At 44.9% G+C, this 21,379-nt stretch carries 18 protein-coding genes; 11 read left to right on the top strand and 7 right to left on the bottom strand.

What is annotated here, in order from left to right; all coding sequences use genetic code 11:
• Positions 1–40 precede the first annotated feature (40 nt).
• Positions 41–403 (top strand): MerR family transcriptional regulator, encoded by a 363-nt coding sequence (locus AC5WJX_RS05210; RefSeq protein WP_440430349.1) that lies wholly within the window; start codon positions 41–43, stop codon positions 401–403.
• On the opposite strand, the gene AC5WJX_RS05205 is transcribed toward AC5WJX_RS05210, so the two are convergent.
• From AC5WJX_RS05205 to AC5WJX_RS05190, 4 genes are all read right to left on the bottom strand, one after another.
• Positions 400–702 carry an SDR family NAD(P)-dependent oxidoreductase gene (locus AC5WJX_RS05205; RefSeq protein ID WP_494483649.1) on the bottom strand — a complete coding sequence of 101 codons (303 nt, stop codon included), beginning with the start codon at positions 700–702 and terminating at the stop codon, positions 400–402. The two genes, AC5WJX_RS05210 and AC5WJX_RS05205, sit on opposite strands and share 4 nt — an antisense overlap.
• Positions 703–836: 134 nt before the next feature.
• Positions 837–1,637 carry a hypothetical protein gene (locus AC5WJX_RS05200; protein WP_494483648.1) on the bottom strand — a complete coding sequence of 267 codons (801 nt, stop codon included), beginning with the start codon at positions 1,635–1,637 and terminating at the stop codon, positions 837–839.
• A 21-nt stretch (positions 1,638–1,658) separates the two neighbouring features.
• The gene (locus AC5WJX_RS05195) at positions 1,659–2,447 is read right to left on the bottom strand and encodes a hypothetical protein (protein ID WP_494483647.1); all 789 of its coding nucleotides are present in this window, start codon (positions 2,445–2,447) and stop codon (positions 1,659–1,661) included.
• Between the two features lie 204 nt (positions 2,448–2,651).
• Positions 2,652–4,256, bottom strand: coding sequence for a leucine-rich repeat domain-containing protein (locus AC5WJX_RS05190; RefSeq protein WP_494483646.1), 1,605 nt, complete (start codon positions 4,254–4,256; stop codon positions 2,652–2,654).
• A gap of 314 nt (positions 4,257–4,570) precedes the next feature.
• On the opposite strand from AC5WJX_RS05190, the gene AC5WJX_RS05185 reads away from it, so the two are divergent.
• The 7 genes from AC5WJX_RS05185 to AC5WJX_RS05155 all read left to right on the top strand — a co-directional run bounded on the left by AC5WJX_RS05185 (position 4,571) and on the right by AC5WJX_RS05155 (position 13,615).
• Entirely contained in the window at positions 4,571–5,941 is a 1,371-nt protein-coding gene (locus tag AC5WJX_RS05185) for a dipeptidase (protein ID WP_494483645.1), read from the top strand.
• A gap of 281 nt (positions 5,942–6,222) precedes the next feature.
• Positions 6,223–8,997 carry a DNA ligase D gene (ligD, locus tag AC5WJX_RS05180; RefSeq protein ID WP_494483644.1) on the top strand — a complete coding sequence of 925 codons (2,775 nt, stop codon included), beginning with the start codon at positions 6,223–6,225 and terminating at the stop codon, positions 8,995–8,997.
• Between the two features lie 128 nt (positions 8,998–9,125).
• Entirely contained in the window at positions 9,126–9,713 is a 588-nt protein-coding gene (locus AC5WJX_RS05175) for a PAS domain-containing protein (protein ID WP_494483643.1), read from the top strand.
• Positions 9,714–9,757: 44 nt separating this feature from the next.
• The gene (locus AC5WJX_RS05170; protein WP_494483642.1) at positions 9,758–10,339 is read left to right on the top strand and encodes a biliverdin-producing heme oxygenase; all 582 of its coding nucleotides are present in this window, start codon (positions 9,758–9,760) and stop codon (positions 10,337–10,339) included.
• 9 nt (positions 10,340–10,348) lie between these two features.
• On the top strand, positions 10,349–12,574 hold the full coding sequence (locus AC5WJX_RS05165; protein ID WP_494483641.1) for an ATP-binding protein: 2,226 nt from the start codon (positions 10,349–10,351) through the stop codon (positions 12,572–12,574).
• 24 nt (positions 12,575–12,598) lie between these two features.
• On the top strand, positions 12,599–13,255 hold the full coding sequence (locus tag AC5WJX_RS05160; protein ID WP_494483640.1) for an HAD family hydrolase: 657 nt from the start codon (positions 12,599–12,601) through the stop codon (positions 13,253–13,255).
• A gap of 48 nt (positions 13,256–13,303) precedes the next feature.
• Entirely contained in the window at positions 13,304–13,615 is a 312-nt protein-coding gene (locus tag AC5WJX_RS05155) for a hypothetical protein (protein WP_494483639.1), read from the top strand.
• A 6-nt stretch (positions 13,616–13,621) separates the two neighbouring features.
• On the opposite strand, the gene AC5WJX_RS05150 is transcribed toward AC5WJX_RS05155, so the two are convergent.
• Positions 13,622–14,869: a cation:proton antiporter gene (locus AC5WJX_RS05150; protein ID WP_494483638.1), complete on the bottom strand. Its 1,248-nt coding sequence runs from the start codon at positions 14,867–14,869 to the stop codon at positions 13,622–13,624.
• A 69-nt stretch (positions 14,870–14,938) separates the two neighbouring features.
• On the opposite strand from AC5WJX_RS05150, the gene AC5WJX_RS05145 reads away from it, so the two are divergent.
• The gene (locus tag AC5WJX_RS05145; protein WP_440430362.1) at positions 14,939–15,871 is read left to right on the top strand and encodes a glycoside hydrolase family 25 protein; all 933 of its coding nucleotides are present in this window, start codon (positions 14,939–14,941) and stop codon (positions 15,869–15,871) included.
• On the opposite strand, the gene AC5WJX_RS05140 is transcribed toward AC5WJX_RS05145, so the two are convergent.
• Positions 15,864–16,973, bottom strand: a complete 1,110-nt coding sequence (locus AC5WJX_RS05140) for a mandelate racemase/muconate lactonizing enzyme family protein (protein WP_494483637.1) — start codon at positions 16,971–16,973, stop codon at positions 15,864–15,866. The genes AC5WJX_RS05145 and AC5WJX_RS05140 overlap by 8 nt on opposite strands.
• 49 nt (positions 16,974–17,022) lie before the next feature.
• Here AC5WJX_RS05140 and AC5WJX_RS05135 point away from each other — a divergent pair, with 49 nt between their 5' ends.
• On the top strand, positions 17,023–19,035 hold the full coding sequence (locus AC5WJX_RS05135) for a thioredoxin domain-containing protein (protein WP_494483636.1): 2,013 nt from the start codon (positions 17,023–17,025) through the stop codon (positions 19,033–19,035).
• Between the two features lie 11 nt (positions 19,036–19,046).
• Positions 19,047–19,547, top strand: a complete 501-nt coding sequence (locus AC5WJX_RS05130; RefSeq protein WP_440430365.1) for an FKBP-type peptidyl-prolyl cis-trans isomerase — start codon at positions 19,047–19,049, stop codon at positions 19,545–19,547.
• Positions 19,548–19,673: 126 nt separating this feature from the next.
• Here the strand turns inward: AC5WJX_RS05130 and AC5WJX_RS05125 are convergent, their stop codons facing one another.
• Positions 19,674–21,296, bottom strand: a complete 1,623-nt coding sequence (locus AC5WJX_RS05125; RefSeq protein WP_494483635.1) for an ABC-F family ATP-binding cassette domain-containing protein — start codon at positions 21,294–21,296, stop codon at positions 19,674–19,676.
• Positions 21,297–21,379 lie beyond the last annotated feature (83 nt).

The raw sequence follows: 21,379 nt of genomic DNA, 5'->3' as shown, positions 1-21,379 counted from the left end.
TGTATACTTCATCTTTATTTTTCAACAATGCATCAGAAATATGTTAATTAATGAATTATCCAAGCGAACCGGTGTCTCCATTCACACCTTACGCTATTACGAAAATTACGGATTGATAAGCGGAAGCTCAGATGAAACTGTTGTATCCAACAATTACAAACAATATGATGAGATTCTCGTCGAAAAAGTAGAATGGATTGTGCAGGCCAAGAAGGCCGGTTTCACCCTAGCGGAGATCAAGAAATCATTGAATGAATGGTTTAGCGGAAAGCTGGAGGCAGATCGAAAGATTGAAATTGTGCAAGACAAGATCAAAGAGGTGGATTCCAGGATCAGGGAATTGAAACAAGTCAAGAAGTTTTTAGTTGATTGTTTGAAAGATGTGGAGAATGGAGATTGTTAGGTTGAAAGGGTTGAAAACTCACCATCCGAACCGATGCCGGCATTATTGACCAGCATAGTTACATTCAGCCTGCGGTTCTGCGTTTCTGCAAAGATTTTTTGAGCCATATCAACTTTCGATAGGTCTGCAGCGATGAAGTCTGCATTGATCCCAAAATCTTTTTCAAGTTTTATGCACTGTTCTCTAAGTTTTTGCGCGTTGCGGGCAACCAGTAACAAGTTATGCTTTCTTTCTGCCAGCTGGTTTACAATGGCTTCTCCAATTCCCCCAGAGGCACCGGTAATTAAAATTACGTCCATAGTGTTCGTTTTAACTTATGGCACAAAGCTGGCTATTACAATTCCCTTTGAAGTATGCTGAAGTCGGGAAATTGTATTCAGAAGTCAGTTTGATTATGGTGATGCTGGTGGCTTTTCCATATCCTAAATCAAAATCACGGCGCTAATCTGTAGCGGATGTTAGCCATTGCAATGCCTTTGTGCGTAATACTCAGGTCTTCAATGGGGCTATGGTCATACAGAATTGTAATAACGCTAAAAGGCATCTCAGCCTGTATATTAAATAATTGGGCACCAGATGGTGTTTTAACAGGGAACGTGATGTCGCCTCTTGAGGCATCCCGCAAGAAGTTTCCAGCTGCAATTCTAAATGTAAATTCCTTATCCTGCCGGTTAGGTGCAAGTTCAAATCCGAATTCCAGGCATGGTTTAGACAATACGATCATGAAGGTTTCTCTGAACTCAGACATAAACAAGACTTCTGGATGTTCATTCTCAACATTAGGCAAGGTGTTCCAATGGGCGGTCCAACCACTTGGTGATGGCGTTGTTGGTTTCAATCTCCTGATATGAATTTTCTTTCCGTTTCCATCCCCGCTGAAAAAGGCAATGTTCAGCTCGTTCGTATTTATCTGGTGGTAAGTTTTCCCTTCCTCCAGGTGTGCAAAACTTAGGAGCGATGTTCTTTCGATATAGAATTGATTTGGGCTACCATCCGAACCGGAGGAAGTTCCAGCAAGGGGCGGGTATGGAGGAAGCGGAATCTGTATCGGCTGTGCCGGTTCAATCCCTGGTTCTGGCGCCTCGCCGGGTACCTCAGGTACGGTAAGCGAAAATTGCGTAGAGACGGCGTTTATCTCGGCACGCTCTCCAATGTTGTTTTCAACTTTTGAACAACCCGAAGCAGCAAATAGGCAGGCTGCAGCAAGGAACCATCTACCAACGAAATTTTTCATAACCTCTTAAATAATGAACTTTTATTCAGCTAATTTATACCTGATGTTAGCCAGTGCCACGCCATCGTGCGTGATGCTTAGATCATCTCCTGCTTCACTGTAGCGCGAAATGGTGATCACAGAAAAAGGGGCAGTGGCTTGTACACTGTACAAGCGGGCTCCATTTGGAGTTCTAGTAAGCATTGCTGTACTACCTCTTGTTCTATCGTAATAATAATTTCCAACATAAAATCGAAAGCCGAAATTTTTATTCTGCCTGTTCGGTGCAAGTTCAAGCCCAAATTCCAGGCATGGTTTAGATAATATAATCATAAAGGCTTCTCTGAATTCAGCAACAAACAATACCTCCGGATACTTGCTTTGTGTCTGATTCATATCATTCCAAGGACAGGACCAACCATAAGGGGCTGGAGTTTTTGGCTTCAATCTCCTTACCTTTATCGCTTTTCCATCGCCATCTCCGCTGAAAAAGGCAATGTTTAAAGCCGGGGTATTCAACTGGTGATAAGTTTTTCCTTTCTCTAAAAAGCTAAAATTAAAAGGATTCGTCCGGTTCAAGTATTCAGCGTTTGGTACGTCAGCGTTATGCCACTCCGTGTCTCTGAATGGGGGGTCTGGCGGTATAGGGATGGAGAGTGGGTTGTTGGGTTCTACACCTGGTTCGGGCGTGTAGCCAGGTACATTCGGAACGGTAAGTGGATTGTCTGTGTCCAAACTGCTAGTCGCCACAGTTGCTACAGCACTCCAGCAAAGTGCAGCTATACTAAAACAAGCTGCAGCAAAGCAGCATTTACCGATAGAATTTTTCATGACTACATTTAGCTAAATCAAATTGACGGCGTAATAGAGATGAGCTTCTGAATGTTGTATTAACATTTACAATTCTGCTCAAAGCTTAAATTTCTACATAGAAAATGTGCGTATCAATGACTAGTTGTAGGTATTTTTTAGTGTCAGGCTGATTCTGAAAATGGATTTTCAATGTGGTTTTTGTCCGACTGGTTTGCTAAACCTTTACTTGCAACGGGATAAAATCCCGGTTCTGTTTGGATTAAAAGCATTCCCCCCAGTCAGAAAATTGCCTGGCTTACTATTTTTTACTACTGGAACTAAAGCGCAAAAATCTGTCAACTTATAATTGTTAAATACCTGTACACTACCGGCGGCGAACGATAGTTTGTTTAAGCCGTTCAGCGAGGTTAAGTTCGCATTTAAAGCTATCGAAATGGAGAATCCATCACCATTAATCTGTTGGAGGTTATCAAGACCGCGCAGGTCTGTTAAATTGTCGTTCGCTATCAAATCAATCATTTCCGCGTTTTCCAGATGATTTAGACCATTTAAGCTTTGAAGTGCATTGAAATTTAATGTCAGCTTCTGTTGAATGATGTTCAAGCGCTCTAGTCCAGATAGATCGTGAAGAGATTCGTTATATTCAATCGAAAGATAATCCAGGCTCTCGATATTGCGGAAGGCCGATAAGTTTCGTAGTGCTGAATTTTTTACAATTTTTAAACCGGAGAGGGTGGTTAATGAACTTAGGCCATCAAAATTTTCTAACTTTTCGTTGTTTTCCGATACAAGTGCTTCCAGTTTCTGGATCTTTCCTAAGCCTTTTAGACTTTTTAGAGCGGGATTGTCAGAAAGAATAACCTGTCTGGTAATATCTGATAAATTTTCCAGGCCCGAAAGGTCCGTCATTCTTGCATTACCCTTTATAATCAGGGATCCATCAAGCAGGAAAAATTTTTCAAGCCCTGAAAGATTTGTTAAGCTCGCACAATTCTGAATACTTAAGCTACCAAAATGGTTGTATGTCAAACCCCTCAATCCTTTAAGATCTTTAAGTTTGGGGTTGTCGGCAATCGTTAATCCTCCTTCAGTTTTATATAGATGATGAAGTCCCTCGAAGCTGGTCAGCTCCGCGTTGTTTATAAAACTAACTCCATGGAAAAAGCCGGCAGCATCTGTTATTTCCAGGCTATCCAGGCCGCTAAAGTTTTCAAGTGCCGTTGTGCCATTTACATTAAGCCCATAGGCAATTGACGTTAGCTTTGATAGTGGTTCCAAACTTTTTACGGTACCCGAAATGTTAAGGCCGCCATCTATATCCGTAAATCCCTGTTCCCCGAAGTTGACTACTTCCTGCTGCGTTGTAAGTGAAACATTTCCTTTATGTACCTTCCGATCCCTTGATCTGAAGTTCAATGTTTTTCCATATCCAGGCCCGGATTCATTAATCGCGTAAGCTCTGTAATAAAAAACCTTATTGCCTGGAACATCAGTGACAATCAAAGCGTATAGACCAGATTTTTGAACTGGAACTACCAACTTGTTTAGGTTTCTTTCCAGTGTTGGGTCAGGAAGCGTGTCTACTACAAAGCCGAACTCTGATAGTGCCGAGCCCGCAGTGTCCAAAATGTTTGCACTAAACCGCACAGAATAATAGGTAATGTTCGTGGCTTCTAATGTAGAAACCTTAGGCCGATTGCGTTGCTCAGTTGTTTCTTCTGCCCTAGGCTTCTCTGGTTGAATTTGATCCTTTTTACAGCCAATGAATACGAGTAAAATTGCGATTAAACGAAATAGTGAGGATTGAACAATGGAGCGAGTTTTCATAATTTGCCGTAAATGTAACTTTTTACTGCAAGTTATAAACGAGTTGAGCTCAATCTGCTAAGAGTCTGTTGTAGCGGTTTGTGTATTGTACATACGTCACATCCTATATCAGGCAAGCCGCTCGCTCAGCAATCAAGTAATGCCATTGATGTGCTAAAGTATTTTTATACTTTAGCATCCTCGGATACGAGTCCATTTGCAGATCCTGTTATCGCCTAATTTCCAATTGTAAATTGCTGTTAGCGAGGTAATAATATCTGTGAAAATGTAAACACGTATGCTTAGAGCATTATAAAAAATCAATATTCATTGTTATGCAAGAGATCAAAAAATATGTAGAAGAAAATAAAGAGCGCTTCCTGGAAGAGCTTTTTGAATTACTTCGTTTCCCATCGGTGAGTGCGGATCCTAAATACAAAGCTGATGTATTAAAAACGGCAGACTTTGTTGCACAGAAGCTTAAAGAAGCGGGTGCCGATCAGGTAGAAGTTTGCCAGACTGCAGGGTATCCCATCGTTTACGGCGAAAAGATCGTTGATGCTTCGCTGCCAACCGTTTTGATCTACGGCCACTATGATGTCCAGCCGGCAGATCCTTTGGAACTATGGCATACGCCACCATTCGAGCCTACGGTTCGTGACGGCAAGATCTATGCACGTGGTGCCTGCGATGATAAAGGCCAATTCTACATGCACGTAAAGGCTTTTGAGCTGATGATGCAAACCAACACCTTAGCCTGTAACGTAAAGTTCATGATTGAAGGTGAGGAGGAAGTAGGTTCAAACAACCTGTCCATCTTCGTAAAGGAAAATGCGGAGCGCTTAAAAGCAGATGTAGTCCTGATTTCGGATACTTCAATGATCAGCATGGAAAACCCATCCATTGAAACTGGTCTTCGCGGACTGGCGTATATGGAAGTAGAAGTTGTTGGACCGAACCGCGATCTGCACTCCGGGGTTTACGGTGGTGCAGTAGCAAATCCGGCAACCATCCTATGTAAGATGATCGCTTCATTGCACGATGAGAACAATCACATCACCATTCCTGAATTCTACAACAGCGTAGTAGAACTATCTGATGAGGAGAAAAAAGCATTGAACAGCGCACCTTTTGATCTTGAAGAATACAAGCAAGACCTGAACATTAAAGCAGAATGGGGCGAAAAAGGTTACTCTACACTAGAGCGTACAGGAACAAGACCAACGCTTGAAGTGAATGGTATCTGGAGCGGATACACGGGCGAGGGTGCTAAAACCGTATTGCCATCAAAAGCAAATGCTAAGATCTCCATGCGTCTGGTGCCAAACCAGAGTTCCAAAGAGATTGCTGCAATCTTTACTAAACATTTCGAAAGTATTGCCCCTGACTACGTAACCGTTAAAGTTACGGAACACCACGGCGGAGAGCCAGTGGTTACCCCAACCGACAGTGTAGCATACCGCGCAGCAGAACAGGCGATTGTCGATTCATTCGGTAAAAAGCCGATCCCAACAAGGGGTGGGGGGAGTATCCCTATCGTTGCTTTGTTTGAAGAAGAATTGGGTATTAAATCCGTGCTATTCGGTTTTGGCCTGGACAGCGATGCGCTACACTCGCCAAATGAGAAATACGACGTGTACAACTATTATAAAGGCATTGAAACCTTGCCTTTGTTCCACAAATACTTCGCAGAACTAAGCAAGTAAGTTCCATATCCCAGGCATGAGCCTGGTCAACCGTTAAAAAAGGAGCCTGATCATATTGCTATGATACGGGCTCCTTTTTTATTTATGCCAGCCCTTAACCTGATGGTACAATTAAGCACACCTTACCCAGACCTTACGCACACCTCGCCCACACCTCACCCACGCAAGCCGTGTGTAAGCTCTGTTTCAGGTATGTCTTAGGTCAGCTGAAGCCTCCTCGGCGAGATAGCTACAAACCTTTCCAGCACCCGCTTTGTTATAATCGTACCAAATACACGATTATGAGCCTGGAAAAATATGTAGAGAAACGGGACTTCAGCAAAACCGCTGAACCGAAATCAGGAAAGAGCAAGGACAAGGATAAACTTACCTTCGTTATTCAAAAACATGACGCTTCCAGGCTGCATTATGACTTCCGTCTGGAGATGGAGGGTGTATTAAAAAGCTGGGCTGTACCCAAAGGTCCTTCTACAGATCCAAAAAATAAACGTCTCGCAATGATGGTTGAGGATCATCCTTTCGATTATAAAAACTTCGAAGGCATTATTCCGAAAGGGGAGTATGGCGGTGGAACCGTGATCGTTTGGGATGAAGGTACCTACGAACCAATCGAGGAGATCAAAGGCAAAAAAGCGCAGGAAAAACACCTGCTAAAACAGCTCCATGAAGGATCTCTAAAGATCAAACTCCATGGTAAGAAGCTTCAAGGGGAATTTGCACTCGTGAAAACCAACGGCATGGGGGAGAATGGCTGGCTCCTGATCAAACATAAAGATGAATTTGCTTCGGCAAAGGATATTACCAAGGAAGACAAGTCTGTGCTTTCGGGCAAGACCATTGAAATCATGGAAAAAACCAGTGAAAAGGTCTGGAAGGCCGGAAAGGAGCAGGATGTGGAGAAACCTGCAAAAGCTACAAAAACCACTAAAGCAAAAGCGGCTGCATCCGGGAAGCCTGCAAAAAAGAAGACGGCAATTCCTGAGCCTGCAGCAGCAATTGGAAATGAACCGGAGGAAAAAGCCCAGAATAGCATAAACGTTGCCGACCTGCTGAAATCAGCACCCAAAGCGAAGATGCCGACGAACATGAAACCTATGCTTGCGACACTTGTGGATGAACCTTTTGATGATCCGGATTGGCAGTATGAGGTGAAATGGGATGGCTATCGTGCCTTGGCCTACATCAACAAAGGAAATGTGGAACTGATGTCCAGAAACAAAAAGTCCTTTAATGATAAGTTCTACCCGATACATGATATCCTGAGCAATGCTACGATAAATGCCGTGCTTGATGGCGAGATCCTGGTGCTTGATGAAAAAGGCCGTTCAAACTTTGGTCAGCTACAGAACTGGCGCAGCGAGGCCGATGGGGATCTGGTGTACTATGTATTTGATTTGCTCTGGTACGAGGGAAAAAACCTCATGGATATGCCTTTATACCAGCGGCAAGCGATCTTAAAGGATATTCTTCCAACAGATGATGACCGCCTTCGGATGGGCCCGGTCTTCAACGCGGATGGTATTGAGTTTTTCCATGCTGCGGAGAAGATGGAGCTTGAAGGCATCATCGCCAAAAAGAAAGACAGTACCTATGCTGTGGATTCGCGATCTAAGCAATGGCTCAAAGTTAAGGTGCATAAGCGCCAGGAAGTTGTAATTGCCGGTTATACGAAGAATGAGGATACCTCGAAGCTATTCAGCTCGCTGTTACTTGGGGTTTATGAACAAGGGCGGTTGCAGTATGTGGGTAAGGTTGGTACCGGCTTTTCTGATAAGTTGCAGAAGGAAATGATGGCTGCCTTTAAGCCCTTGATTACTGATGAGAGTCCATTTGAAGCCATTCCTGATGTGAATAAAGGGTCCAGGTTCCGTCCAAATCCGCCGAAGGCGAAAGCCACCTGGCTAAAACCTGAGCTCGTATGTGAAGTGGCTTTTAGTGAGGTAACCACAGATGGCGTTTTCCGTCATCCTTCCTTCCAGGGCATGCGGATCGACAAGAAAGCGAAAGATGTTACCCGGGAAACTGCGGTTGCTACAGAAGAGGTTGTGGAGGAAGCGCAGAAAACAACAGTTAAGAAGGATAAACATGTGGAGGCCATAAAACCGCCTGCAACGAAGGAGCGCAAGACGCTATTGAACCCTAAGGATGAAACACAGGTGCGCAAGGTGTGTGGACATGACCTAAAATTCAGCAATTTGAGTAAAGTTTACTGGCCCGAGGACAAGGTAACCAAACGGGATATGTTTAATTTCTATTACCAGATCGCGGAATATATCCTCCCTTATCTGAAAGACCGGCCTTTGTCACTGAACCGCTTTCCCGGCGGCATTCATGGCCCCAGCTTTTACCAAAAAGATGTGAAGAACAAAGCACCAGAGTGGGCAAAAACTTTCCCTTACCGGACTAGCGATGGCGAAGACAAAGAATACCTGGTCGGGGATGATGAAGCTACACTACTTTGGATGGCCTCACTGGGCTGTATAGAAATGAATCCATGGTTCAGCAGGGTACAGTCGCCTGACAACCCTGACTATTGTGTCATCGATCTGGACCCTGACAAAAACACCTTCGATCAGGTCATTGAGGCTGCGCTCATTGTAAAAAAGTTGTTGGATGCCATCGATGTTCCATCATTTTGCAAGACCTCCGGCTCCACCGGAATCCACATTTACATCCCAATGGGGGCGAAATACACCTATGAGCAGACACAGCTTTTTGCAAGGATACTGGTAAACCGGGTTCATGAAGAGATACCGGAGTACACCAGTTTGGAACGAATGATCTCAAACCGCAAAGGAAAGATGTATCTGGATTTCTTACAGAACCGTCCGGGAGCAACCATTGCGGGCCCGTATTCTTTAAGGCCAAAAGTTGGCGCAACGGTCTCAATGCCATTACATTGGGAGGAGTTGAAGCCTGGCTTGAAGATGAGCGACTTTACGATCTTTAATGCCTTGGACCGGCTGAAGGTTGAAGGTGATCTTTTTAAAGGCGCTTTAGGCGAAGGGATTGATCTGGAGAAAGCGATTATGAAGGCGAAGTCCGTATTTGGTTAGGCAGATCTGTATCATTTGCTTACCGCCTGCCACGCATGTCTGAATGGAGGGGCAAAGGGATTGGAACGATTTATGTATGGTAACTCTGCCAGGTAGCCAAAAGTTTAAGCACCTGCATCTTTGTATTGGTGAAACCAGAATCTGCACTTTTAACTCTTATAGATCTTGATCCCCGTGCCTGCTTTATCTTAAATCTGGATAGCAGGGAAATGGCGTATGCTAATCCTGCATTTTACAGTTACTTTCAGCTGAAACCGGAAGGTCTGCAAACGGAACGTTTGCAGAAAATGATTAATAAAGAAGACCGTTCCCGAATAGAGAAAACGATCTGTGCTCTTGAAACGGGAAAACTGCAGCAGCTGGAATTTGGATTTAAACTACCAGACAAAACCATGCATGTGGTAGAATTGACGCTTACGATGGATCAGCAAGCTTCTTCACGCCTGGTAATTGGTTATCTGAAAGACATCACCCTGGAGCGTAACCGGGAGGCTGCGGAAAAAGAAACAAAGGAAGCCAGGGAGCTACGGCGCCGTACCTTGCGCCATGATCTGGCCGGAACCCTGGGTTTTATACCTACATTTACACACCTGCTGCTGAAGAAATCGGAAAGCCTTGAGGATCCGCAAATCCCAGTGTTGCTTTCATCCATCGAAAGTATCAGCAAGGAAACACTCGCAAAAGTTAAAGAATACATGAGTGAAGAAACCAGTTAAAAGGATTTCTTACATTTGTATTTTACATTCAATACAGTATCACGTTGATTACAATTAATCTTTTAGAGCAGCTGAAGTCTGAGACGCTGTCGAACCACCAGCAATTGGAGAAGCATCTGATTGTTAAATTAAAAGGGATGAAAAGTCCCGACGATTACATTAACATTTTACAGATCTTTTATGCTTATTTCGCTGCGTTGGAAGACCAAATCAACCAATTTATTGGCCTTGATCAGTTACCGGACTACGCTGAACGTCGAAAAACGGAAAGCATCAAGAACGACATACTGGCTTTGAACGGGGTTGTTCCTGAAAAAGCTACGGCTGTTGATCTTCCGGAAATCGGAAGCATGCTGCAGGCTTTTGGCGCGCTGTATGTCATAGAAGGATCTACACTGGGTGGGCAGGTAATCAGTAAAATGATCTCCAAACAGCTCGCTTTAGATGATGATGCAGGAATATCTTTTTTCAAGAGTTATGGTGAGCAAACCATGGCGATGTGGGAAAAGTTTAAAGCCGTGCTTGAGCATCATGCAGCCAGTCAAAAGGCGGCAGATGAAATCACCGAAGCCGCCAATGAAACATTTGGCAAATTCAGGCTTTGGATGGAAAAAAATGATCTCTAAATTTAAAAGATGTTTGTACCAACCTTAGAAAATTGCAGCCGTGAACCCATTCACATTCCTGGAAAAGTTCAGGATCACGGGTTCCTGATTGCCATTGATGGAACATTCCGAATCACTTACTGCAGTGAAAATGTAGTGAACTTCTTTGGCATCCCTGCAACTGCACTGTTGAACCAGCCTGCAGGCGTGTTGGATAGTTACCTGAGAAGAACGGAACCGCCAAACTTTATCATTCAACTGATCAAACTGGCGCAAAGCGATAAAGGCTTCGAGCCTTTCAATCCATACCCATTAACCATTGGTGGATTACCTTTTAACCTGATCATTTCCAGGTCTGAGCAATTTTACCTGCTGGAGTTTGAACCGGAAATCTCGGATCTAAAGGCGGACCTGCAACGTATTGTTGGTCGATCCCTTTCGGAGATGCTGTCAGATATACAGCCTTCCAGCATATTGAATAAATCGGTAAGCAAGATCAAGGAGGTTATTGGCTACGACCGCGTGATGATCTATAAATTCCATGCGGATGGACACGGTGAAGTGGTGGCAGAGGTGAAGAACGACAACCTGGAACCTTTTCTAGGCTTGCATTACCCTGCTACGGACATCCCTAAACAGGCGCGGGAACTATACAAAAAAAATCTGACCAGGTTGATCAGTAATGTATATACTACACCTTCGGCCATTGTGACCATGCTGGAGATGGACAAGGCACCGCTTGATCTTACCAACTCTGCCTTGCGCGCGGTATCGCCGATACATATTCAGTACTTGAAGAACATGGGGGTTGCTTCCAGCTTTAGCATCTCGCTGGTTCATGAAGATGAATTGTGGGGACTGATTGCTTGTCACAACTATACGCCAAGGTTTATCAACTATAAAGAACGTGACGCAGCAAAGCTGATCGGGCAGGTATTGTCGTCTGCATTAAGTTTCCGGATTCTGGAACAGGACGAGCAGAATGCAGCGCGATTTAAGGTTGCTACGGATGTATTGACCCGGCAGCTGATCCGTGAGAACAATATTCTAGACGCACTGTTCAAATATGAATGTACCTTGCTGGATGCGGTCGACGCTACTGGTGTGGCTATGTTTTTCGATAATGAACTCCACACCAAGGGCAGCGTTCCGGAGCTTGCATTTTTAAATAATCTGGTAGACTGGCTTGATGAAAACATGGAGCCTGATATCTATGCTACACAGAAACTTTCGGAGATCTATCCAGATGCCATTCAATATAAGGAAATCGGTAGTGGCATGCTTGCCTGCCGACTGTCCAGAGAACTCGGTGAGTACATGATCTGGTTCCGTCCGGAGGTGATCACTACCGTTAACTGGGCCGGAAATCCTGACAAAGCGGTTGAGTTTACTGGAAATGATCTTATGGACATCTCTCCGCGTAAATCCTTTGAAATCTGGTCGGATGAGGTGCATTTAACGGCAGTTCCCTGGTTAAATGAAGAACTACAGTCTGCATTACAGCTGAAAGAGGAGATCCGATTTGCGATTAGCAGGAAAGCTACGGAACTACGGGTGCTGAATGAGAAGCTTAAGGAAGCATATGATGAGCTGGATGCATTCAGTTACACCATTTCTCATGATCTAAAAAATCCACTATCTTCTATAAAGAGTTATTCGCAGATCTTGCTGCGGAACTTCACGCTGGAACCCAAAGCACAACACATGGTTTCGCGCATACTTACTGGCGCCGAAAAGATGCAATCCATGATACAGGATGTGCTAAGTTACTCCAAAGCAGGGCAGGGGCAGTCTGAATATAAGCTGGTGAATATGGAAAACCTGCTCAATGAGCTGAAGCAGGAACTCTTGATCTCTTATAACGACACAGATGTGGAGATCAACATCAACGGTGTGGAGGATATTTATGGCGAAGAAACGATGGTAATGCAAGTCTTTTCAAACCTGATCGGCAATGCCGTAAAATATTCTAAACAGGCGAGCAATCCGGTGGTGAACATCAATGCCAAAGACTATGGCAATGAAGTTGAATATGCCATTCAGGATAACGGGATTGGCATAGATCCCGCTGAACAGGACAAGATCTTTGAACTGTTTACGCGTGCAAACGATGTTAGTGCGTTTGAAGGTACGGGTGTTGGCTTGTCGATTGTGAAGAAGATCATGGCCAAACATCAAGGGAAGGTTTGGGTAGACAGCGAGATCAATAAAGGCTCAACGTTTTTTGTTCGTTTTAAAAAACCGGAGCTGGCCTAGTTTGTTTTACGGTAAACAAACTGAATGAATGATCTTGCGATAATTTACGACCTCGACGAAACAATCCTTCCTGCAAGTGCCGTCCCTGACGAAACTTTTGATACGTTATTTGATGCAATACGTGAAGCAAATGAGGCTACACTGGCCGATGATAAACTGGAAGAGGCTCTAAAAGCCATGCGCCGTTTATCGGTAGATGTGGTTGCTGAGCGATACGGATTTACAGCAGCAATGAATGAAGCAGCGAAACATGCGCTGCTTCATACCAAATACAATTTCGAATTAAGTACTTACGACGATTTTCATGTAATCAAAACCATTCCTGGTAAGCGGTACCTGGTGACTACGGGTGTGCCCAATTTGCAGCAGGCTAAAGTAGATACACTTTTCAAGGAAGGTGACTTCGATGGTGTCTTTGTGGATGACATTTACCAGGAAAGCCGCATCGGTAAAATCGGGTTATTTAAACAAATTTCTGAGCAAACTGGGCTTAGGCCAGCGCAGATCTGGATTGTTGGCGACAATCCAGAGGCAGAAATAAAAGCCGGTAATGATCTGAATATGAATACGGTGCACATTGCCCGGGCTGGTGTGGAGCCATCTAATTTAGCAAAATACCAGATAAAAGACTTTTATGAGTTAAAAGCCCTGATCGAAAAAGCGCAACAAAAAGGCACATAGATTGTTATATTCCTGGTTTTTACTAATATTTGTAGTAACCCGTAGCTTATGACAGTCACTGTAGTTCCAATCATTGAACCAGAACCAAAACCTGGCGCTCCGCTAGCCAAGGTGATGCAGGAGCGGCTGCACCGCATTGCTGAGGAACTGCAGGATGTTCATCTCAAACATATGGAAACGGTGGAGCCCATTTTTGAAGATCTGGTTATTTATGTCAGCTATAATAGCAAATATAGCGTTCGCTGGCGTATTGTAAATGATGTTCCGGCCAATGCAGAAGCATTGACTGCCGAGGTATGTGCCAAGTTGGGTTACATCAAATGGAAAACTGCCACAATAAACCTCTTTCATAGCCGCTAAGCCAGGCTATTCCGGAACCTGCTCTACAGGCAGGGTTGTTTTTAAATGTTTCATGATTGGTGTAGAGCTGATGCCGTGTACGATAATGGATAGCAGTATGGTGAAGGCCACTACAGCCCATAGTTCATCCTGGTGCTCAAAGGTTGCCTCATGAAAGGCGAATGCCAGGTAGAAAATGGACCCCATACCACGAATGCCAAAGAAGCTTATGGCAAGCTTTTCTTTAATATGAATATCTCGCTTGTAGAGCCCGATTAAACCCGTAAGCGGGCGTACAATGAACACAAAGCCAACAGCAAACAGCGCCATTTTCCAGGTAAGTGCATCCAAAATCCCGCTTACTAAACTCCCACCGAATAATATCAACAGCACCGCAATCAGGAGCCTTTCAATCTGGTCTGTAAAGGAGTGGAGTTCGGAATGGAACTCATGACCCTTTTCATAATGGCGCAGGTTTACTGCGCAGATGAATACGGCGAAGAAGCCATAGCCCTGCAGGAGTTCGGTTACACCATATACAAGAAAGGTTAAGGAAAGTGCCAGAAAGCCGTCAGTGGTTTTCAGGAATTTATATTTTGCGGATAGATCGAAGAGTAAGTAGCCCACGCCCCGGCCGAAGGCCCAGCCTATAGCAATACCAGCGAATACTTTATATAACACATCGTATCCGGCCCAGGTAAGCCATTCACCAGTTGTCGAAAGCTGGTTCATGGTCAGGAATATGGCCATCCAAACAAATGGAAAGGCCATACCATCGTTCAAACCAGCTTCGGCAGTGAGTGCGAACTTGGTTTCTGATTTTCGCTTTTCATTGGGCGGCCCCACCTGCACATCGGAAGCGAGTACCGGATCTGTTGGTGCAAGTACGGCTCCAAGAAGCACTGCGGAGGCGATACTTAAACCAAGAAGGCTATAGCCGATCCAGGTAGCTGCAGCCATTCCAAGAATCATTGCTATGGTGATAAGCCGCAGGGGAGAGGCCCAGTTCTTCCAGGAAAATGGGCGGTCCAGCTTGATGCCAGTACCCATTAAGGAAATAATTACAACAGTCTCTGCAAAATGCATGGTTAGCGTACCATGGTGTCCCGGATCAGCAGGGGGCAAATGGTCAGGAACGATCTTGTAGAGTAACATCCCAAACAACATATAAACGATGGCGTAGGAGATGCCTCGGTCTTTTGTTAAAGCAGGGATCCAGACCATGCCCATTGCGGCAAGTCCGAGCAGTGCTAGTTCCAATGTATATGGGTTCATAAACAGGCGGTTGTATATACATTACGTTATATGCCGCAGAAAGTTTCTGGCTTTTCGTAATTTTACACCGTGCCGCCAGTAAAAAGACCTGATCAAAACTCTGCTGTTGAGGAAATTCCTAATCCACTCCGTGCTGGCGGCGGACCTGTAAAGCGTAAAGCAGCGGTTTCAAAAAAGCCGGTTTCTCGGAAGCGAAAACCTAAAAAGAAACCTGTGCCGGCATATGTCAAGTTTGGCATCGCGGCAGCTTTATTGGTGTTGCTATCGCCCTTCTACTATGGCTATATTCTAAAAGGCTTCAGTTCAACCTGGCGCTGGGTGTTGGACATTGGTGAAGATCCAAACTATCGAACCTATAACAGCTTCGAAATTAAGATCCCCGTAGCTTACAATATTCATGGTATTGATGTATCGTATTACCAAGGTAAGATCGACTGGCAAAAAGTTCGTGCCATGAAAGAGGATGGAGTGCAGGTGAGTTTTGCGATCATAAAGGCTACTGAGGGGTTGGCAAGCGTTGACCCCTATTTCCAACGCAACTGGCGCGAGGCTGCAAAGGTGGGTATTGTTTGTGGCGCATATCATTTCTTCCGGCCCTCCAAGTCGGGTAAACAGCAGGCGAGATTATTTTTGCAAACGGTAAACTTTGAAGCGGGCGATTTGCCACCAGTGGTTGATGTAGAGCACCTGAGTGGCGCTACACCTGCGGAAATGCGCAAGGAGTTAAAGGCCTTTATAGATCATGTAGAAGGCAAAACGAAGGTAAAGCCGATCATTTACTCTGGCCTTACCTACTATAATGATTACCTGAAGGGTTATTTTGATGAATATCCGTTATGGATTGCACACTATTATAAATCGCAGCTGAATATCGATGCGAGTGCAAACTGGTTCTTCTGGCAGCACTCCGATAAAGCACGGATTACCGGTATCAACCATGTTGTGGACTTTAATGCTTTTCGTGGCGACAGTGTCGCATTTCAGCAATTATTGATTAAGTAGTTGCATCTACCGTCCATTTTTCGCATCGCTCCAGGAAAGCTGGATCAGCGTCTGCGCCAATGCCGATGGTGTCGGGAACCGTCAGGTGATAGCCTTCAAAGGTCAATCCACCAATTACGGGATCTATTAAGTGGCCCAGCAGGCAGGTATCCAGGTCATAGAAGACCACATTCGGACTGGCGAGCGCAAAGTGTAGCTTGGCACTTAGGGCAATTCTGCTCTCCAGCATGGCACCAATCATACATTTTATACCACTTTGAAGGGATACCTCATGGATTTTCTGCGCTTCCAGGATGCCACCAGATTTGGAGAACTTGATGTTGATGTAACTGCAGGATTGACTATTCACCAGCTTTCTGGCATCATGATGATTGTAGCAGCTTTCATCGGCCATGATCTTTACCGGGGAGTTTAGATGAAGCTCGGGCAGGCGGTCGTCGTACCAGGTACGCATAGGCTGCTCGCAGAATTCGATATCATACTGCGCCATTTGGCCAAGCGCAAGCAATGCCTCGTCGAATGTCCAGCCTTGATTGGCATCCAGGCGAATGTTCATCTCAGGTCCTACAGCTGCACGGATTTGCTTTACACGTTCAATATCTTCCATGTAGTTTTTGCCCAGCTTCACCTTCAGAAAATTACAGCCTTGATTTCTGATCTTCAGCGCTGCTTCTGCCATCTTCTCTGGCGTGTTGATGCCGATGGTCATGTCTGTCTCCACGGTTTTATGATGACCGCCAAGAAACTTGTATAATGGCAGCTTAGCGTGTTTTGCAGCGATGTCGAAAAGCGCCATGTCGAAGGCACTTTTGATTGTGCTGTTGTGTGCAGCAGCGGCAAGCAGGTCGTCCATGCGATCTGGGATTTCCAGCGGGTCTTTTCCGATCAGCTGTTTGGCGAACAGCCTGGCCATGATGATGCAGGTATCCTGTGTTTCACCGACGATCATTGGAAAGGCGGAACATTCACCAATGCCAATGATGCCGGCATCGGTATGGATCTTCAAGAGTGTATTTTGCGCGAAATGCATGGTGCCGGTTGCAATAACAAAGGGCTCCATGGGGATGCTGAAGCGGTAGATGTCAATCGAAGTAATCTTCATTCTATAGGTCTTTCCGTAAAAGTAGCAATTATCTCGTTACCTTTATTTCATGAAAGCGGAACCAAATAAACTGATCCATGCCTCATCACCATACCTGTTGCAGCATGCCCATAATCCGGTAGACTGGTACGAATGGGGGCCGGAAGCGCTTGAAAAAGCGAAGCTGGAGAACAAGCTGCTGTTGATAAGCATCGGCTATTCGGCTTGCCACTGGTGCCATGTGATGGAGCGGGAGAGCTTTGAACTGGAAGAGGTTGCCGAGGTGATGAATAAACACTATGTGTGTATAAAGGTAGATCGGGAGGAGCGGCCGGACATTGACCAGATTTACATGCTGGCGATACAGCTGATGACTGGTAGTGGGGGATGGCCGCTGAACTGCATCTGCCTGCCTGACCAGCGGCCCATTTACGGTGGCACCTATTTCAGGAAGACCGATTGGATGAATATTCTGGAAAACGTTGCGGCCCTCTGGGCGAATGAACCGGCGAAAGCACTACAATACGCTGACCGCCTTACGGAAGGGATCGCCGCCGCCGAAAGGATTGTCCCGAATGTGTTTCCGGAACCCTTTGACGTGACACAGCTGCAGGCGATCGTAAATCCCTGGATGGAGCGGTTTGACCTGGAAGAGGGCGGCCATCAGGCTGCACCGAAGTTCCCGCTGCCAAACAATTGGTTGTTCATGTTAAGGTTCAGTCAGCTTAGCGGGCATCAGCAAACACTTCAGGCTGCTTTGCTGACCCTTGATAAGATGGCTTATGGCGGGATTTATGATCAGCTTGGTGGCGGTTTTGCGAGGTACTCGGTAGATGAATATTGGCATGTGCCGCATTTTGAGAAGATGTTGTACGATAATGGGCAGCTGCTAAGCCTGTACGCTGAAGCATATCAGCTGACTAAAGCTTCAAAATACCGGGCCATTATAACGGAAACGGCAGACTGGCTTGCCCGCGAGATGAGCTCGCCGGAAGGACTATTCTATTCGGCTCTGGATGCGGACAGTGAAGGCGTAGAGGGTAAGTTCTACGTGTGGGATAAGGAGGAGATCGAAGGTGTTCTTGGTCCTGACGCCGGTTTAATCAATAGCTATTACCAGGTAAGTTCTGAAGGTAACTGGGAGGAGGAACAAACCAATATTTTGATAAAGAAACTGGATGATGCCCTGTTTGCAGCTGAACACGGACTTACGCTAGAGCAATGGCAGGTTGTCCTGCAGCGCAGTAAGGAAAAGCTGCTGGAGCAAAGATCCCGGAGGGTAAGGCCCGGCTTGGATGATAAATGTCTGACTTCCTGGAACGCTATGACGATTAAAGGGCTTGCTGAAGCTTCGGTGGGTTGCGGCGAAGCCGGGTGGTTGGAGATGGCGACTACTTCGGCGCGTTTTATACTGGCCAATATGAGAACGCAGGACGGCGGTTTGTATCGTAATTACAAGAACGGTAAGGCAAGCATTGACGCCTTCCTGGATGATTATGCATTTTTGATAGATGCTTTGATCAGCTTATATCAGGCGGATTTTGCAGAGTCCTGGTTATATGAAGCAAAAGGCCTTACAGATTATGTGATCAAACATTTTACTGATCCTGCAGGGCCGATGTTCTTTTACACGCCGAATTCCGCGGAGACGCTCATTGCAAGGAAACATGAACTGATGGATAATGTTATTCCTGCTTCAAACTCGGTGATGGCGCAGAACCTCCAGCGTTTAGGCTTGTACTTTGATCACGATAACTATTCGGAGAAGGCAGAGGCAATGTTACTTGCGATACTGCCACAGATCAAAACTTATGGTTCTGCCTATTCCAACTGGGCTATTCAACTGCTGAATGCGGTTTATGGCATCACAGAAGTGGCAATTACTGGTGCGGATCAGTCCGCTGTGCTAAAAGCGCTCAGTTCCTTATACTTGCCGAACAAAATAATCTTAGCAGGAACAAATACAACGCTTCCATTGTTAAGAAATAAAGAAAGCATAGAAACAAAAATCTATATTTGCCGCAATAAAGCATGTCAGCTGCCTGTAAGTACAGTTGAAGAAGCACTAAAATTTATTAACTAAAAAAGATTGTAATGACTATTAAACCTAACACCGTAGTTTCATTAACGTACGAACTGCATACCACAAATGCAGAAGGTCAACAAGTTTTTGTAGAGAAAGCTGATGAGCAAAATGCTTTGGTTTTTATGTACGGAACTGGCATGATGTTGCCAAAATTTGAAGAGCATTTAGCTGGTTTGAACGCCGGTGATGATTATAGCTTTGAGCTTACAGCTGAAGATGGCTATGGTGCTATCGATCCAGGTGCTTTCGCTGATTTGCCTAAAGAAATGTTTAAAGAAGTTGATCTTCCTGCAGTTGGTGATATCATTCCACTTCAGGATAATGAAGGTAATCACTTCAGAGCTGGTGTAACCGGTGTTCATGAAGATTCCATTTCAGTAGATCTAAACCACCCTATGGCTGGTAAAAACCTAATCTTCTCTGGTAAAATCCTTACCGTTCGTGAAGCAACTCAGGAAGAGCTGGCCCACGGTCACGCACACGGAGCTGACGGCCACTCAGGTCACTAATAATAGCAATGCTGTTTTAAGCTTGATGCTTTAAACGGGTTGGTATAAAAAAGAAAGGCTGTTCCTCATCGGAGCAGCCTTTCTTTTTTGATGAATGCCCGGAATGACCGGGCAGTGCTGTATTCTTTATTTGTACATCTCTGCTCTTAATGCTTGAACATCAGGGCTGTTGATGTAGTCGTCGTAACTCATCATCTTGTCGATGGTACCTTTCGGAGTAATCTCGATGATTCTTGTCGCTACAGATTCCGTTAATGCATGATCTCGTGAAGTAAACAGGATCGTGCCTTTGAAGTCTTTCATACCGTTGTTCAATGCGGTGATGGACTCTAGGTCAAGGTGGTTGGTTGGCTCATCGAAAAGCAACAGGTTGGCATGTTTAAGCATCATCTGCGAGAACATACAACGCATCTTTTCACCTCCTGATAGTACTTTAACATTCTTCAACACCTCTTCTCCGGAGAATAACATCCGGCCCAGAAAGCTTCTTACAAACTGCTCATCCTGATCCGTGTTTGAATATTCACGAAGCCAGTCAACCAGGTTCATGTCCTTGCCTTCGAAGTACTGCGAATTGTCGTTCGGGATATCAGCTACGCTGATCGTAATACCGAACTTGAAATCGCCGGTGTAGTCTTTTTCTCTGCCGGTTAATACGTTGTAGAATGCAGCTGTTGCAAGGCTATTCTGTGAAAGAATGGCAATTTTATCACCTTTATTTACCATGAAGTTGATGTTCTTGAACATCACTTCTCCATTGGCGCTATGTGAAAGGTTCTCTACCTGAAGGATCTGATCACCTGCTTCACGGCCAAGGTTGTTGAACAGAATTGCCGGGTATTTACGACTTGAAGCTTTAATCTCGGAGATGTCGATCTTATCAAGTGCTTTCTTACGGGAAGTTGCTTGTTTGGACTTCGAAGCATTCGCACTGAATCGTTGAATAAACTCCTGAAGTTCTTTCACTTTCTCTTCCAACTTCTTGTTTTGGTCGCTACGTTGTTTTAACGCTAGCTGACTGGATTCATACCAGAAGGTATAGTTACCAGAGTAAATACTCATTTTACTGAAGTCTATGTCTACAATGTGGGTACACACGGCATCCAGGAAGTGCCTATCGTGGGAAACCACCAATACGATGTTCTCGTAGTCTGCAAGGAAGTTCTCCAACCAAGCGATGGTCTCGATGTCAAGGTCGTTGGTAGGCTCATCCAGCAATAGAATATCCGGGTTACCAAATAGCGCCTGCGCAAGAAGCACACGTACCTTTTGGTTACCATCAAGTTCTTTAAGCAATTTATAGTGGTCTTCTTCTTTTATACCAAGGTTGCTCAGCATGGTCGCTGCATTGCTCTCCATGTTCCAGCCGTCCATCTCAGCGAAGCGGTTCTCCAGTTCACCAGCACGTTCGCCGTCTTTATCGCTGAAGTCTTCTTTAAGATAAATGGCATCTTTTTCTTTCATGATGGCATACAGTTCAGTATGTCCCATCATCACGGTTTCTATTACGGAATATTCGTCAAACTCATAGTGATTCTGCTTCAGTACAGCCATTCTTTCACCAGGCGTGATGGCGATGCTGCCGGAAGTTTGTGTGACTTCACCAGAAAGGATTTTTAGAAATGTTGATTTACCTGCGCCGTTGGCACCAATCACACCGTAGCAGTTGCCTTGGGTGAATTTTAAGTTTACGTCTTCAAAAAGGGTACGTTTACCGTAACGCAGGGATAAATTGGATACTGATATCATATATAGAAAATATCCGCAAAGGTAGGCATAATTTATAAAACGGCTAAAGAGCTGATAGTATTCTTTTTACGCTTGCAAGGAAG

It is taken from the genome of Pedobacter sp. NEAU-ZC8 (assembly GCF_059278965.1).
Note: the sequence above shows the minus strand (reverse complement) of the source record. Positions and strands in the feature narration are given on the sequence as shown.